The organism is Leptospira meyeri, from assembly GCF_004368965.1.
GTDB lineage: Bacteria > Spirochaetota > Leptospiria > Leptospirales > Leptospiraceae > Leptospira_A > Leptospira_A meyeri.
Genome location: NZ_SORO01000001.1, coordinates 619,124 through 633,911, shown reverse-complemented (window position 1 = coordinate 633,911; position 14,788 = coordinate 619,124). Strand labels below are relative to the sequence as shown.

Annotated in this window: 16 protein-coding genes and 1 pseudogene; 10 read left to right on the top strand and 7 right to left on the bottom strand. The window is 39.8% G+C overall.

Features of this window, described 5'->3' with window-relative positions:
- The first annotated feature begins 65 nt into the window (after positions 1–65).
- Positions 66–1,661 (top strand): hypothetical protein, encoded by a 1,596-nt coding sequence (locus tag CLV96_RS03025; RefSeq protein WP_004788884.1) that lies wholly within the window; start codon positions 66–68, stop codon positions 1,659–1,661.
- Here the strand turns inward: CLV96_RS03025 and CLV96_RS03020 are convergent.
- From CLV96_RS03020 to CLV96_RS03005, 4 genes are all read right to left on the bottom strand, one after another.
- Complete coding sequence (locus CLV96_RS03020) at positions 1,651–2,373, bottom strand: RsmE family RNA methyltransferase (RefSeq protein WP_004789190.1); 723 nt, start codon at positions 2,371–2,373, stop codon at positions 1,651–1,653. The genes CLV96_RS03025 and CLV96_RS03020 overlap by 11 nt on opposite strands.
- A 3-nt stretch (positions 2,374–2,376) precedes the next feature.
- On the bottom strand, positions 2,377–2,802 hold the full coding sequence (locus tag CLV96_RS03015; protein ID WP_004788788.1) for a hypothetical protein: 426 nt from the start codon (positions 2,800–2,802) through the stop codon (positions 2,377–2,379).
- Between the two features lie 53 nt (positions 2,803–2,855).
- The gene (gene fcpB / locus CLV96_RS03010; protein ID WP_004788895.1) at positions 2,856–3,689 is read right to left on the bottom strand and encodes a flagellar-coiling protein FcpB; all 834 of its coding nucleotides are present in this window, start codon (positions 3,687–3,689) and stop codon (positions 2,856–2,858) included.
- 122 nt (positions 3,690–3,811) lie between these two features.
- Positions 3,812–5,062, bottom strand: coding sequence for an AAA family ATPase (locus CLV96_RS03005; RefSeq protein ID WP_208325382.1), 1,251 nt, complete (start codon positions 5,060–5,062; stop codon positions 3,812–3,814).
- An 86-nt stretch (positions 5,063–5,148) separates the two neighbouring features.
- Between CLV96_RS03005 and fliN the strand changes: the two genes are divergently transcribed.
- The 3 genes from fliN to CLV96_RS02990 all read left to right on the top strand — a co-directional run bounded on the left by fliN (position 5,149) and on the right by CLV96_RS02990 (position 6,825).
- Complete coding sequence (gene fliN, locus CLV96_RS03000) at positions 5,149–5,670, top strand: flagellar motor switch protein FliN (protein ID WP_004788698.1); 522 nt, start codon at positions 5,149–5,151, stop codon at positions 5,668–5,670.
- Between the two features lie 37 nt (positions 5,671–5,707).
- The gene (locus tag CLV96_RS02995) at positions 5,708–6,160 is read left to right on the top strand and encodes a GNAT family N-acetyltransferase (RefSeq protein WP_004788335.1); all 453 of its coding nucleotides are present in this window, start codon (positions 5,708–5,710) and stop codon (positions 6,158–6,160) included.
- A 188-nt stretch (positions 6,161–6,348) separates the two neighbouring features.
- Positions 6,349–6,825 carry an RNHCP domain-containing protein gene (locus CLV96_RS02990; protein ID WP_004788454.1) on the top strand — a complete coding sequence of 159 codons (477 nt, stop codon included), beginning with the start codon at positions 6,349–6,351 and terminating at the stop codon, positions 6,823–6,825.
- A gap of 31 nt (positions 6,826–6,856) precedes the next feature.
- On the opposite strand, the gene CLV96_RS02985 is transcribed toward CLV96_RS02990, so the two are convergent.
- From CLV96_RS02985 to CLV96_RS02975, 3 genes are all read right to left on the bottom strand, one after another.
- On the bottom strand, positions 6,857–7,777 hold the full coding sequence (locus tag CLV96_RS02985; RefSeq protein WP_004788394.1) for an SPFH domain-containing protein: 921 nt from the start codon (positions 7,775–7,777) through the stop codon (positions 6,857–6,859).
- 1 nt (position 7,778) lies between these two features.
- On the bottom strand, positions 7,779–8,699 hold the full coding sequence (locus CLV96_RS02980; RefSeq protein WP_004789303.1) for an SPFH domain-containing protein: 921 nt from the start codon (positions 8,697–8,699) through the stop codon (positions 7,779–7,781).
- Positions 8,700–8,790: 91 nt separating this feature from the next.
- Complete coding sequence (locus tag CLV96_RS02975) at positions 8,791–9,246, bottom strand: NfeD family protein (RefSeq protein WP_004789060.1); 456 nt, start codon at positions 9,244–9,246, stop codon at positions 8,791–8,793.
- A gap of 93 nt (positions 9,247–9,339) precedes the next feature.
- On the opposite strand from CLV96_RS02975, the gene CLV96_RS02970 reads away from it, so the two are divergent.
- The 6 genes and pseudogenes from CLV96_RS02970 to fliM all read left to right on the top strand — a co-directional run bounded on the left by CLV96_RS02970 (position 9,340) and on the right by fliM (position 14,744).
- Entirely contained in the window at positions 9,340–9,768 is a 429-nt protein-coding gene (locus tag CLV96_RS02970) for a heme-binding domain-containing protein (protein WP_004788925.1), read from the top strand.
- On the top strand, positions 9,765–11,195 hold the full coding sequence (gene argH, locus CLV96_RS02965) for an argininosuccinate lyase (RefSeq protein ID WP_004788811.1): 1,431 nt from the start codon (positions 9,765–9,767) through the stop codon (positions 11,193–11,195). The genes CLV96_RS02970 and argH overlap by 4 nt, the downstream gene beginning before the upstream one ends.
- Before the next feature lie 17 nt (positions 11,196–11,212).
- Positions 11,213–12,079: a peptidylprolyl isomerase gene (locus CLV96_RS02960; RefSeq protein ID WP_051012820.1), complete on the top strand. Its 867-nt coding sequence runs from the start codon at positions 11,213–11,215 to the stop codon at positions 12,077–12,079.
- On the top strand, positions 12,076–12,675 hold the full coding sequence (locus tag CLV96_RS02955) for a hypothetical protein (RefSeq protein WP_020777614.1): 600 nt from the start codon (positions 12,076–12,078) through the stop codon (positions 12,673–12,675). Before CLV96_RS02960 ends, CLV96_RS02955 begins: the two co-directional genes overlap by 4 nt.
- 61 nt (positions 12,676–12,736) lie before the next feature.
- Positions 12,737–13,723 (top strand): hypothetical protein, encoded by a 987-nt coding sequence (locus tag CLV96_RS02950; RefSeq protein ID WP_004788469.1) that lies wholly within the window; start codon positions 12,737–12,739, stop codon positions 13,721–13,723.
- A pseudogene (fliM, locus tag CLV96_RS02945) lies at positions 13,720–14,744 on the top strand (flagellar motor switch protein FliM). The gene CLV96_RS02950 and the pseudogene fliM overlap by 4 nt, the downstream one beginning before the upstream one ends.
- Positions 14,745–14,788 lie beyond the last annotated feature (44 nt).

Genomic DNA, 14,788 nt, shown 5'->3' with positions numbered 1-14,788 from the left:
GATCAAGCGGAAAGAGATTATTTCTTATTTTCAGGCTAAAATCTTACGATAATCATCGTATTGTGATGAAGTTTCTTCGGACCCAAGGATTATTTCTGCTTTTTCTTCCTAGTTTTCTCGTTTTGGAAGCGCAGGTTTGGGTTCCCACGGGGACAGAATCGCGTAGAGCTTCCGCCTTACAATTCGATGCCGGTGGGTCTAGTTTTCAAAAAGACTACTATGGCTATATTTCACCTAATTTTACTTATAATCACGGAAACAATTTCGGGTATTCCTTTTCTCTTCCTATCAATGCCCTAGCGGTTGATAAAGAACCTCTCCAATTAGATAGTAAGGCGGGGAAAATTCGAGAAATGGATTATAACAGTAAAAATGACTATTCCCGTGTTTTGAATTATATTTCCTACGGGACTTACAACCAACAAATTCCAGGTAAAGTAACTTATTCAGCTTATACTGGTAAGATGGTGGATGGATATATAGGTCATGGAACTATTGTAAATAAATACCAAAGTTCTTCTCGCTTCGATTCTTATAATCCCGGAGTGATGGCAGATTTAAATACTGATTACGTAGGTGTTCAGTATTTTGCCAATTCAGTTGTTAATTTTGAAGTGAACGCAGCAAGAGTATATATTAAACCTCTAGCCATTGGAAAATCTTTATTTTCATTATTTGATAAATCATCTGATTTAGTATACCTCATGAACTTAAGAGGAAATGTACTAGATGAATCAGGACGATTGAGTGTAGAGGAAGAAGCTGGTTCTGAAGAGTCCAAAGCCCAAAAAAAGGAAGAAACTAGAAAAAAGGATATTCGCCCTTATAACAAAGATTCCCGGATGGAGCTTGTGGATAATGATCCATGGTACAATCGTTTAACGATAGGTTATACCAGAGCCTGGGACCGAGCAGCACCAGTCCAGATGTCTTATAATACCAACGGATCTCCAGTCACAGAAAAGAATTTGGACAATCCCAAAACAACTCAAGTCACTCGAGCTTCAGTGGAAGGAATGGATATCGAATACCGACTCTTAAACCTTCCTTTTGTGGAATTCACTCCTTATTTGGATTTTAACAAAATCAAGGGATTAGATGGGGCTCAGGGAACTCATTACGGAAGTATCTTTCGTTTAGGAACCAAAGATTTAAACATCATCCTAAAACCAGAGTTTCGTCAGATGACGGCAAACTATGCACCTATGTATTTTGATAGTTTTTATGAAGTGGAGCGGTTCCAGAAATTTCCGATTTCAGCACCTCTTCGTCCTAAGTATGATTACTTAGAAAACCAATCGAATGCCAAAGTCACTGGTTATTATCATACAATTTACGTTAACTTTTACCATCTCGGATTTGAGTTCGCTGTAGAAGACTATGGCTTAAAGGGAAATAAACGAGTATTCGCTGCCGCTTATATTCCTTTAGGATCTTCATTTTTAATGTCCTTTTATTATACAAAAAAAGGATATGAGTCGCAAGGAAAAGCGTTTGAATTAGACAATAACACACAAGCAGCAGCAGAGATTTCCAAATCTTTCGGTCCTATCGTATTACGATTACAGAACTATCGAAAATATTATTTAGATAGTAGTGAAAAGTCTTTTATCAGCATTGATGAAATTCGTTTTCTAGTGTCCGGAGGAATTAGTTTCTAATCAAAAACAATTGGTGTAAAAGAGCTGAGAATGCAAATTCGGTTCTCAAATTTATTTTTCCAAGACTCAACAACATAAAACCAGATTCTTTGAAGAACATAAGATCATCTGGTTTCCAGCCTGATTCTGGTCCAAAGACAAAAAGAATCTCTTCGAATGATTTTTTAATTTCATCTATACCTTCTGCTAAATTTTCTCCTTCGCGATCCAAAATGATAACCTTTCCCTTCCATGATTTTAGAAACGGTTTCCATGCCACTGATTGAGCCAAATGCAAATTTGTTAGTTTGTAATTTCCTGTTTGGCTTAGGCCTGTTTCCAGATAAGAAATTGTATCTTTTGTATAAACGGGAGAGGTCCAATATTCTTTATTCTTAGACTCTGTTGTATGAAAATATACAGAGTTTACCCCGTATGCTCCACATAGGTGTAAAATTTTTTTCCCCGTTTGAGGTCTTGGTAAAGAAAAGAAAATATGAATAGGAAGTGGTTTTAAAATATCAGGTAGTGAATTCGATTTCTCTAATGTAGTCGATGTTTCGTTAGTCGATTGGATTTTAAAAATAAAATTTCCAGAAAAAGGAATGACCACTTGAATGGTGTCTTCCTTGTCTTTTTTTAAAATGGTTTGGATATGAATATGTCTTTCGCCAGTTAAAGTTACTAGGTGGTTTTGGATTAATTCCTTTTCGTAAACAAGAATCCAATTCAAAGTTTAAATCTCAAAACTTGGTTTCGTATCTGGTTGTGATTCTTCTCTCGGATCTTCAGGTTCTGGATTCAGCTCCATATTAGGGTTTTGGAATTGTTCTTCTATTACTGAATCAGGTTTTTGTGTTTCTGAAGCTGAGGACCATTTCCAAAAATACAAAAGTAGAATCGCAAAAAGTAAAATCGGGATCAAACGAAATTCTTTTTTTGGGGGTCCTTGTTTTGATTTTAAATAATCAATGGGTGCATAAAGCAAATCAATGATTAGGTCTTTATAACTTTGAAACGAAGGTTTGAATTGAAAAGAGGGGATAGGTTCCGATGTAGCAAAATCTTCAGGAGAATCTAAATCGGGAACAAAAGTGAAACGATGGGAACAAACGGGACATTGAACCAAAATGGTTCCCTGCGTGGCAGGGAACCGTAACATCGTGGAACAATTCGGACATTGTTTAACGAGATTCAATTAAGAACCTGTTGTTCTTAGTATTTTAAAGAACTCTTCAATGCTTCAACGTTCTTCTTATAATGTTTATTAGAATCACGATCGTTATAATCGAAAAGTTTAGTAAACAATTTGTCGAAGTAGTCCAAATTTTTGAAGTAGAATTGTTTTTTGAAATTGTTTCTGATTGGGTTTGTTTTTGTATTCTCTACGTTTGCAAGAATGTATTTACCAACACCTTTTTCCGAAGGAGTTTCTGGAGTTCCCCAAACAGGATAGTCATCATGTTGGTAGAAGAGTTCAATTTTATCATTATGTGCCGGTGCTCCGTTTGGTGCAACGTCAGCAATTACAGAGATGATTTTGTCTTCTAAAACAAAATTGTTTTGGTAAATATAGGTTCTAACTTTTGTAAGGTTACGAGGTTGTTCTTTTCTTGGGTCTGGGTCTGCATTGTTTGTGCCTTCAAAAAAGAGTTCCATCTTTTTGAATTTTGCACCTAAATTTCTTCCAGAACGTCCGTCTTCACTTCCAACAAAGTCAAAAACTTCCAAATGCAAACAAGTGTTATCTTGTGCCTCTTGTTTATCAGCGGCTTCACATCTTTCTCCGTCAGCACTTGGTTTTCCTTTGTAAAGGACAGTGCGGTGAGGAAGAGTTCTCACTTTCATTTTAAATAAAACTGTGTGCAAACGAAGTCTTTTGTTTACTTCAGAAATATTATCATCTAGTTCTTTCTCTGTCTCAGTGATGGACTTACCGGATTGGGTTGGGTCAATTCCTGCAGAAGTGGAACCTGTTTCCGAGCTACCAGTTTGAGCGAAAACCCCAAAGTTGAGCAAAAGGATGGGGAGAATTAATTTTATTTTCATGTCCGAATCTTCCTAAAAGGTTAATTTGAAGGATACCAAAGAACGACCAATGGTCGTAAACAACTATCCTGTAAAAATTATCGGTATTTCACCTAGAAGATTGAAGCCGAAACTCTTACTTTTTAGCGTTTCCAACCAAAATCTGGAAAGGAGTCTAAATAAAAAGAAATTTCGGGGGCGGACAAAAAGTCCTCTTTTTCCCAGTTTTGGGTGATCCAACGCCTTTCAACGTAATCGCAATAATCCTTTAGATTTCGACCAGAGGCTCCATCCAGAACTTCAGCCAGCTTTTGGCGTTCACTTGGTTTGAGTTGTTTGGCATATCCTTCCAAAATTTTACTGCGTTCTTCTTTGTTTGGTAAAGGAAAGTAGATCTTTCGGTCAAATCGAGACAAAAGGGCCGAATCTAGGTCAGACTTTCGGTTGGTTGCCCCAATGGTAATGGTTCCAGTTTTTTCGGCAAATCCATCCAGCTTTCGTAAGAGGACACTCAATAGATTTCTTGTGGCTTCAAACAGACCGTCTTCCCGAGATGTGGCAAGGGAATCTATCTCATCTAAAAAGAGCATACATTTGGGAAATAAGGCAGCTGCATCAAAAACCATGGCAAGGTTCTGGGAAGACTCACCGTAGTATTTGCTTAAGATCGATTCGATCGGCACATAAACCATCGGAACCCCACAAAGGTGGGAGACAATTTTTGCCATGCTCGTTTTCCCCACTCCAGGCTCACCTTCAAATAGGACAGCTCGGGGGAGGTTCTGACTCGGTTTTTTGCGTGTTAGTTTAGTGATTTCGAAAAACGGTTCAGGTTTCAAAACGGGAAAGACCAAACTCTCTAAAATCTGTGCCTTCACCCCGTCGTAGCCAAAAACAGAATCAAACCCTAAATCGTTTCCTTTGGCTTTTTCTAAGTGAGGGTCATAAACTTCGGCCCCTAGTTGGTGGAGGAGAATCCTTGGGTCTCTTGCTTCCAGGTTATCTGCTTTTAAAAATTGGAAGAGACTGACACAAGTTTGGATTTCTTTGGTGGAAAAATCTCCATGTTTGGAACATTCCAGTTTTAAATCTGATTTGAAAGAAAATCGGATTCGGAATTTTCCAGAAAGGTTCTTTTGTGGTTCAAAGAGATTTTCGTTTAGTGTTTGGATGCTGATATATCCTTCTTCAAAATTATAAATGCGAAAGTTTTCGATATAATTTCTCACGATTCCCAAACAGTCCAGAATTCGATCTTTACTGGCATTTTCTGTCCGAAACCGAAACAAGGTTTCTTCTTTTTCCTGAACAAATTGATAGTTGGCATTTTTTAGTTCAGAAGCAAAGAGTTCTTTCGCTTTGAAATAATCCAGATGGGACTGAGAATTGGACATAAGGAACAAAATACGGAACTTTCCCTTTTTTTTCAAGGAAGGATTTTGATTTCCACCGACGAATAGATTGGAGAGGTTGCAAAGATATGGGTGAAGGTTCACTATCACAAGAAGACATAGACGCTCTGCTCGGCGGTTTTAGTGGAGGAGGGAATGCTCCTGCTGCTGGAGGTTCCGGAGGTGGTGGTGGCGGTCTTGATGATTTGGATGCCCTTGTCGGAGGTAGCGGTGGAGATGATAACGGTCCATCCTTTGCTGACATTGCCGCAGCCTTAGGTCCGAGCGCCACACCTAGTCCAACAAGGTCTGCTGCCAAATCGCAAGGCAGTACTGGAAATAATACTGCCAATCTTAACTTACTTTTAGATGTTACCCTCCAGCTAACGATTGAATTAGGCCGAACCACGATGTTCATCAAGGATGTCCTCCAACTCACGGAAGGGACTGTTGTTGAATTAGACAAAAATATTGGGGAAGAACTCGATATCTTAGCAAATGGAAAACTTGTCGGAAGAGGAAAACTCATCATTCTGGATGATTACTACGGAGTGCAAATCACACAAATTGTAGATCCAATGGAAAGACTGGGTGGACCAGCGTTTTTATAGATTTACACTTTGCCTAAACATATAAATCAATATACTTATGGAATTTGAATCTCCTTATTCATTTGAGAGGATTGCAAATCCATCTGAGGATTTGCAATCGGACCTTTGGAACCTGCTTCACACATACAGTATGTCCAAGTTAGGTGATCCTAACCTTGAAAATAAAGAATTTTTTGCCATCCTTGTGAAAGAAGGAGAGACGCTTGTTGCGGCCTCCCTTTGTTATTTGTTTTTTAAAGGACTAAACCTCCAACTCCTTTGGGTGGCTGAAGAAAAACGAGGATTGGATTTAGGAACAAAACTACTCAATCATATTGAAAAAGAAGCTAAAAATCTCGGTGCTACTCTCGTATTTGGATATTCTTTTGGGTTCCAGGCTCCCAAGTTTTATACAAAACTGGGATATGAAGAAGTAGGGATAATTCCAAATTATCCAGAAGGACAGAATTGTTATTTCCTCTGCAAAATATTGACATCTGATTCTCCTTGACAAAAAATCCAGATTTACCATTTTGAAGTCTATGTTACTTCTAGCCATTGTGTAGACCGCCAAAACGGTGAACTTGTTTTGGATACCCCGCCTAAATTCAATTAGGAGGCGGCTATCTTCGCACAGGCGGTCTATTCCTCTCATCCACTGTTTTGGTTCCTCTTTTTGTTTTGCCGCAAAAACTGGATATGGTACGTGAAACCGAACAATCAAAGTTTCAAAAGTTTTCAAAGAAAAAACGTTTTGATGATGGAGACGAAGACTTTTCATCTCTCAAATCAAAAACAAAATCCCACCGTTTTCGTTCAGATGAAGAAGAATTTCGCTGTGTGGAATGCAAACAAATGGTTTTTCCCCCTGGGTTTGGAACGGACCAGAGAAACCATTGTCCGAATTGTTTGACGAGTTTGCATTTAGACAATTCTCCTGGTGACCGCGCAGCCACATGTGGAAGTAAGATGGAAGCGATCTCTATTTGGGTCAGAAAAGGGGAATGGGTGATTTTACACCGTTGCAAAGGATGTGGAGTGATCCACGCCAATCGAATTGGACCAGATGATAACGAGGCACTTCTTGTTTCTATTGCTTCTCAGGCGATGGCCAAACCTAGTTTTCGATTGTTTAGAGAAAGTCCGGTGGAAGATCCACCGGATGACAAATGTTAAGCTATTGATTTTGCATACTAGGACTATCCTACTATGCTTTTGGTTTTTTCCCTTCCGTGAGGTTGGCAATGAGTGTTGGTAAGTTCATTACATCGGCTGGGATGAGGATTTCTGTATTCTCTTTGGCAACATTTAGAAAGTTGTGGATAAATGCTTTTGTGATTTGGAGTTTGATCGCAGAGGCACCACCTTGTTCAGAGATGGAACCAGCAATGGCTTCAATCCCTTTTGCTGTTGCTACGGCAAGGGCTTCTATTTCAGTTGCCTTTCCTTCAGCTGAATTAATCCTTCTTTGTTTTTCTCCTTCTGATTTGTTAACTGCTTCTTCCTTAAAACCAAGGGAACGGTTGATTCTCGAATCTCTTTCCCCTTCGGAAAGAAGAACTTGCGAACGTTTGGCGATCTGTGCCTTCTTTTCTTTTTCCATGGCATCAAGGACAGACTTCGGTGGCACAATATTCAAGATTTCATAACGATTGACTTTGATTCCCCATGGTTCAGAGGCTTGGTCAATGGCTGCTACAATCGTAGAATTGATTAGATCTTTTTCTCCAATCGTTTTGTCTAGTTCCATGGTTCCGATCACAGAACGCATTGTGGTTTGTGCGAGTTGGATCGCAGCAAATTGGAAATCTTCAATTCCATAAGATGCCCGAACAGGATCGATGATTTTTAAATAAATCACTCCATCAACCTTCACCTGTACGTTGTCATGCGTGATACAAATTTGAGGTTGTACATCAATCGATTGTTCTTTGAGAGTATGGTAATAAGCATCTCGATCAATGAATGGAATGAGGATATGAAATCCAGCTCTTAAACTGCGAGAGTATTTTCCGAGTCTCTCTACAATGAGAACATCTTGTGCCGGGATGATACGGATGCAGCGAAAGATTTTATAAATCAAATAAATAGCGATAATGGACCAAAAGGCTAAGTAAACAAATTCCATACTATTCTCCTACCTGAGGGATTTTGGTTGTGATTTTTGAAAGGCCTTCAAACACTCCACCGATGTTAGCGAGTGTTTCGGGAACCACTGTGGTTTTCGAAGTCTTCAGAATTTGACCGAGAGCATCCAAATATTCCTGGGTGATTTGTAAACTGACTGCTTCTTTCCCACCTTTTTTACTAATGGCTTCGGAGATGAGTTGTAAACCTTTTGCTGTGGCATTGGAAATCAGAGTGATTTCTTGTGCTCTTCCATCCGCTTCATTGACCAATCGGATTTTTTCCCCTTCGGAAATATTAATCGATTCTTGTCTTTCTCCCACAGAATGATTCACCCGGGCTTCCTTTTCTCCTTGGGAGATAGTGATTTCAGCTCGTCTTTCCCTTTCGGATTTCATTTGGTTTTCCATCTCGAGGAGGATTTGTTTGGGTGGAGTGATATTTCGAATTTCGTATCTTGTGACTTTGATTCCCCAAGGATCAGTCGCTCGATCAATGTTGGATACCACTCGTCCATTGATTTCATCTCTTTCCGAAAGTAAGTTATCAAAAATTAATTTTCCAATTTCAGAACGAAGTGTGGTTTGAGCAAGCTGAGTCGTTGCTAACATAAAGTTATCGATTCCATAAGATGCTTTTTCCCCATCGATGACTTTTAAATACAAAACTCCATCCACTTCTACGGATACGTTATCCCTTGTGATACAAACTTGCGGATCAATATCGATGGTTTGTTCTTTTAGATTTTGGCGATAACGTATTTGGTCTACAAACGGAATCATAAAATAAAATCCCGATTTTAAAACCCCATTCAATACACCTAATCTTTCTTTAACATAAACACTTTGTTCTGGAACAATGATGATTGTCTTTTTGATGATATAAACAATGACCAAAAATACAACAATGACGGTCGCGCCCATAGTTTCTCCTTTGTGACGTTTGACCATATGAGATGAGGAAAAAGAGAAAAGGGTTTTTTGAATCTTTTGAAAAAAAAATGAAATCTTTTGTTTATGAATCCACTCTTTCGACAGTAAAAGTCAGATTTTCCCGAGACAAAATTCGAACATAGTTCCCTTTCGTGATTTTGGAGTCATTCGAAACAGCATCCCAAAGGGTACCTTGGAATCGAATTTTTCCTCCATGCCTCTGCACTAAAATATCCATTTCCACAGGCACAATTTGGTTTAAAAAATCATCTTTGACAAAGGGATCTACAGAAGATTCTGATTTAAAAAATCGTTTTACAAAAGTCCCTCCCACAAGGATGGAAACTAAACTCGATAGCACCCATACAATCACTTGGGTATAAAATTCCATTGGCATAAGTCGTGCCAGAATTCCCGTAAAAATGGCTCCGATTCCTAAAAACATCACAAAAGTTCCGGGCAAAAGGAATTCCGAAAATAATAGTGTGAGCCCAAGAAAAATCCAGACGTAGGGTGAGTTTGCGAAAATAAAATCCAAAAGAAACCTCTAAAGATTAGGATCAATGGATTCTAAGCAAAGGCAAGAAAAATAATACTTTGATTTCGGAGGAAGGGTTAGAACCTGTCTTGTGTGAAACGAATTTTCCTCATCTTAGTCGGAGTCTTTCTCATCCTCCAATTTTTTCCCATCAACCGCTCAAATCCTCCAGTCACAGCGGAGATTCAAACAAGTGCTGAGACCAAAGAAATCCTGAGGCGTAGTTGTTACGATTGTCACTCTAATGAAACAGTTTGGCCCCCATACTCTTATATTTTTCCGGCATCCTTACTCATTTCTCATCATGTCGAAGAAGGGAGAGATGAATTGAATTTTTCTGAGTTTGGACTTCTTGCTGAAAAAAAACAAAATAAAAAAATCTATGAAATTTGGGAACAAGTCGATGAAGGGGAGATGCCTCCCAAAGACTATCTTCTGTTACACCCAAGTGCCAGATTAACTGAAAAAGATAAAGAAGTCTTAAAACAATGGTCGGATCGTTTTAGTGAGGATTCGGAATGAAAGAGAAAAAATTATGGGGTGGACGATTTGACGCACCACCTTCCTCTCTTATGATTCGAATTGGTGAGTCGATTAGTTTTGATAAAGAACTATATGCGCATGATATCGAAGGTTCTATCTCTCATTCCAGAATGCTAAAACGGATTGGTATCCTTACGGAATCCGAACAACGAAAAATTGAAACGGGACTTGGGCAGATCAAAAAAGAAATCGATTCTGGAAAATTTGAATTCAAAATTGAAAACGAAGACATTCATATGTCCGTTGAATCTCGCCTAACAGAGCTTTTGGGAGATTTGGGAAAAAAACTCCATACTGGACGCAGTCGCAATGACCAAGTTTCACAGGATGTACGTTTGTATATCAAGGCAGAAGTAGAATCGATTTTGGTTTTACTGTTGGACTTACTTACTGCATGGATTGGAAAAGCAGAGGCCCATACAAAAACAATTATTCCAGGTTATACTCATCTCCAGATTGCCCAACCCATTCGCGCTTCTCATTATTTTTTATCTCATTTTTGGGCCAATGTTCGGGACTTCGAAGATTTTTTAGATGCGTATGAAAGGGCAGATGAATTGGTTTTAGGTTCTGGTGCACTTGCGGGTGTTAATTATGCCACGGATCGGGACTTTATGAGAAAGGATTTGTCTCTTTCTCGGATTTCTGAAAATTCAATGGACGCAGTCAGCCAAAGGGACCATATCTTTAAGTTCCTTTTTGCAGCTTCCCAATTTATGATCCATGTCTCTCGTTTTTGTGAAGAGATCATTTTATACACGTCTCAAGAATTTAGTTATTTCAAACTGCCTGACCACTTGACCACAGGTTCATCCATAATGCCTCAAAAGAAAAATCCAGATGTGGCCGAGCTCATCCGAGGAAAAGCAGGTCGCGTGGTGGGAAGCCTCACTCATTTACTAGTGATGGTAAAGGGAACACCTTTATCGTATAACAGAGATTTCCAAGAAGACAAACTGCCGTTATTTGATACTGTCAAACAGGTTAAACTGAGTATCGAAGGAGTACGAGATATGGTTCTTGGGATACAGGTTTTTCCAGAGAATGCTACCCGTAGCCTTCGTTCTGGATTTTCCACGGCAACTGACCTTGCGGATTGGCTTGTCAGTGCGAAGGGTATTCCATTCCGTTCTGCCCATGAAATTGTGGGGGAGCTCGTAAAACATTGCTCGTCGAAAGGGTATGATTTGTTTACGATTCCTAGTGGCGAACGGGGTCAAATCCATGCGGTACTCACTGATCCTGGGTATGCGGCGGCCATTTCTCTAGAAACCTCTTGTGACAAAAAAGATGTGATGGGAGGAACCGCTCTTCCTCGTCAAAAAGAACAAATCAAACGAGCCAAAGCAAAGGTAAACGAATTGACCAAAAGGCTAAAATCGATAGAATCCAAAGGTAAAAAATAAATATGAAATCGAGTGTAATGAACAAACTTTCTTTTTTTGCCTTTTCCTTTTTGGCTTTAACCCAAACCGTTTTCTGTAGTGACCAAACGTTTAAAAAAATCACTTATGAACCAGTATCTTATTCACCATCCAAAGTGATTGTCAAACGTCAGGATGTCACTTCGGTCAAGTTGCCAGATAAACCGGCCATTTATGCAGTGTTTACAACCACGGCTGGGGATTTGGTTTTAGAACTTTATGATACAGCTGCACCCAAAACGGTGCAAAACTTTATCGACTTGGCACAAGGCGAAAAAGAATTCAAAACAGACAAAGGCTCAGAAAGAAGGCCATATTATGATGGCCTCAAATTCCATCGTGTTATCGAAAATTTTATGGCGCAAGGTGGTTGTCCCAGGGGAGACGGAACTGGTGGGCCAGGGTTTCAGATAGAAGATGAAATCAACGGAAAGGCTCTTGGACTTGATAAGGTCAAAATCAAAGACGCACCACAATACCAATCCCAACTCCAACGAGCGGTCCTTGCAGAATTCAAAATCCAATCGAGAGCAGAATTCGAAGAAAAACGAACTGAGGTAGAAAAAGCCTACCAAGAAGCGATGGAATTACCTGTTCTGGAAGTGTTACACCGAGTGGGTTACCGATACAACGAAGTCCTACCAAGTAAAAGAGCCGTTCGCGGTGCCTTGGCCATGGCGAATGCCGGTCCGAATACCAATGGGTCCCAGTTTTTTATCAATCAAGTGGACACTCCCCATCTCGATGGACTCCACACTGTCTTTGGATTTTTAGTTTCCGGATACGATGTACTTGACCGAATCATTGAAAAAGGGAATCTACAGACAACCATCCGTAAGGTTGTCATCATCGACAAACGCCAATGAACTACTTAGAAGGCATCGAAGTCATTCAAAAATACACATCCGGATCCTCCGTGGAGCCGGTGTTAAAATTCATTATGACCATACCGCATAATGAAGAAGCCTTTGCGAATGCACTCGATGAAATCGGGGGAATCAATCGTTACCCCGATACCTTTGTGGGACTCCTTAGTTTTATCAGTTTCATTTTGGGTCAAAAATCAAAAATGAGCCAACTGTATGAAACAGCACTCGAAAGATACGAATCCTTAAACCAAGTGACTTCCAAACGTCGGCCCACTGAAGAAGAATCTAAGATCAAACGAACATTAACTGACTTTATCTTAAAAATTGAAAAGGTATTCGAAATCCAAGATCTTACGGATGAAAGTTTGGTGAAGGAATTAAATCGTTTTGTTTCTGAAGCCAACCTTTATGGTGTCACTGAAAACGAGATCAAAAACCTTAAAGTTTCTTCCAAAACGGTAGCCCTTGTAGAACCCCATTTAGACAAACAAAGGGAAAACTATTACCAGTATAAAAAACTCGGTGGAGTGATGACAAGGCTCATCCGCATTGCTGATTACATTTTGGAAGAAGCCAAAATGGGTGCTGGTTAGTCACTTTTATGTCCTAAAAATTCTTTCGAAAAAACCAAATCTTGCCGAAATCTTAAACTGTATGCGGTCTCTCCGAAATTTGGTGATTTTAGGAATTCTCTTGGTAGATTCTCTTTATGCATTTCCTGACCGAGATGCCAGGGGAGAACGAATTGATAATTTTGTCTCTCTGCAGTCTAAAATCAGCCTTTCCCTAACGAAACGAAGTTACCAAGCGGGAGAAAGAGTTCCGCTTACCTTCACTGTGACCAATACGGGAAAAGAAGTGGTTCGAATTTTTCCTTCCTTTGATTTTCGTTATTCATTCCAAATCATTGTGAAAGATGAAAATGATCGTATCCTCACTCCTATCGAAGACCCCGAGTTTCCTGATCCGATTCTCAAACGAAGAACCACCATTGTCAATTTGGTGGGTGATGAAAATAAAGAAGTGAGCCTCCACCGGAACGAATCCTTTTCCAAAACTATTTATCTGGATGAACATTATAGCTTTCTACCAGATCAAAAATTCTATGTAACTGGTTACTTTTATCCCAATTATACGGAAGATAAATCAGCTTTCCTTCGTTCGCAAAACACAGTGGGGTTCTTATTTCAAAATTCCAAAGCGGAAAGAAGGGAAACCGTTACCCGCCAAATTACGGAAAATGGTGGTCTTTCTCCAGAAGAGACCATTTTCCTTTTTCTGGGAGCGGAAATGAAGAAACGTTGGGAATACCATTTTAAGTGGATCGATTTTTCTGAATATATTCTGGCATATGATCGTTATAGCAGTGCCTATACCGAAGCAGGTCTCGGGGAACGCGAAACAATCATTGAAGATTTCAAAGAGTATTTGACGGAGACACCCTCCGGTGTTTTAAAATACTTTAAAGTGATGAATGTGGATTATCCTTCCAAACGGGATGCAAGAGTCCAGGTCTATGTAGAAAGAATGATGGGTCGGTTCAAAACAAGGTACGAATATATATACACCTTGCGACAAGAAGAAGGAAGCCGAGTTGGATTTTGGCAGATTAAAAACTTACTCGTAAAGGTAAAAAAATGACGGAAATCCTTTCCCAAGACGAAATTGATGCCCTGTTAAATGCCATCTCCTCGGGCGAAGTGTCAGAGGATGAATACTCATCAGTTGGGGAACAAAAGAAAGTCAAAATCTACGACTTCAAACGTCCTGATAAATTTTCAAAAGACCAAATTCGTACACTCCAGATGATGCACGAGACCTTTGCTCGTCTGGCAACCACTGGTTTATCTGCTCAGTTACGAGCTCTTGTTGTGGTGCACGTGGCTTCAGTAGACCAGTTGACCTACGAAGAATTCATTCGTTCCATACCCAATCCCACAACTCTTGCTGTGATCAATATGGACCCTCTTCGCGGGTCTGCCATTTTAGAAATTGACCCGTCTATTTCCTTCACCATCATCGATCGTCTGTTTGGTGGTAAGGGGGAGTCTTCCAAAGTCAATAGGGAACTTTCTGATATTGAGTTGTCTGTAATGGAAGGGATTATCGTCAGAATTCTTGGAAACTTACGAGAATCCTGGTCTACGGTAATTGATTTACGTCCAAGACTTGGAAACATTGAAACGAACCCACAATTCGCCCAAGTAGTTCCCCCTAATGACATGGTGGTATTAATTACCCTCGAAACCAAAGTGGGAGAAGTGGAAGGGATGACGAACCTTTGTATTCCCTACATCACCATTGAACCAATCATCAATAAACTTTCTGCGCAGTACTGGTATTCCTCGATTCGTAAAGGGGAAGTGGACGAAAACCGTGCCGTCATCCAAGAGCGACTCGACCAAGTGAAAATCCCTCTGATTTCCGAAGTGGGAAGTGTGGACATCTCTCTGAATGATCTGATGAATTTACATGTAGGCGATGTGATCAAATTAGAAAACACTCCGATCAAAACCGACCTTATGGTAAAGGTGGGAGATCGTAGTAAGTTTAAGGCCACACCGGGTCGTGTAGGGAACCGCCTTGCCATCCAAATTGGTGATAGCATTGAAGACATTCCAGACGAACTCCTTGCTCCACTAGATCGGAACAAGAATACTAAATTGATTCGCTAAACAGGATTTATGCGAATAAAAAGTCCTCGGG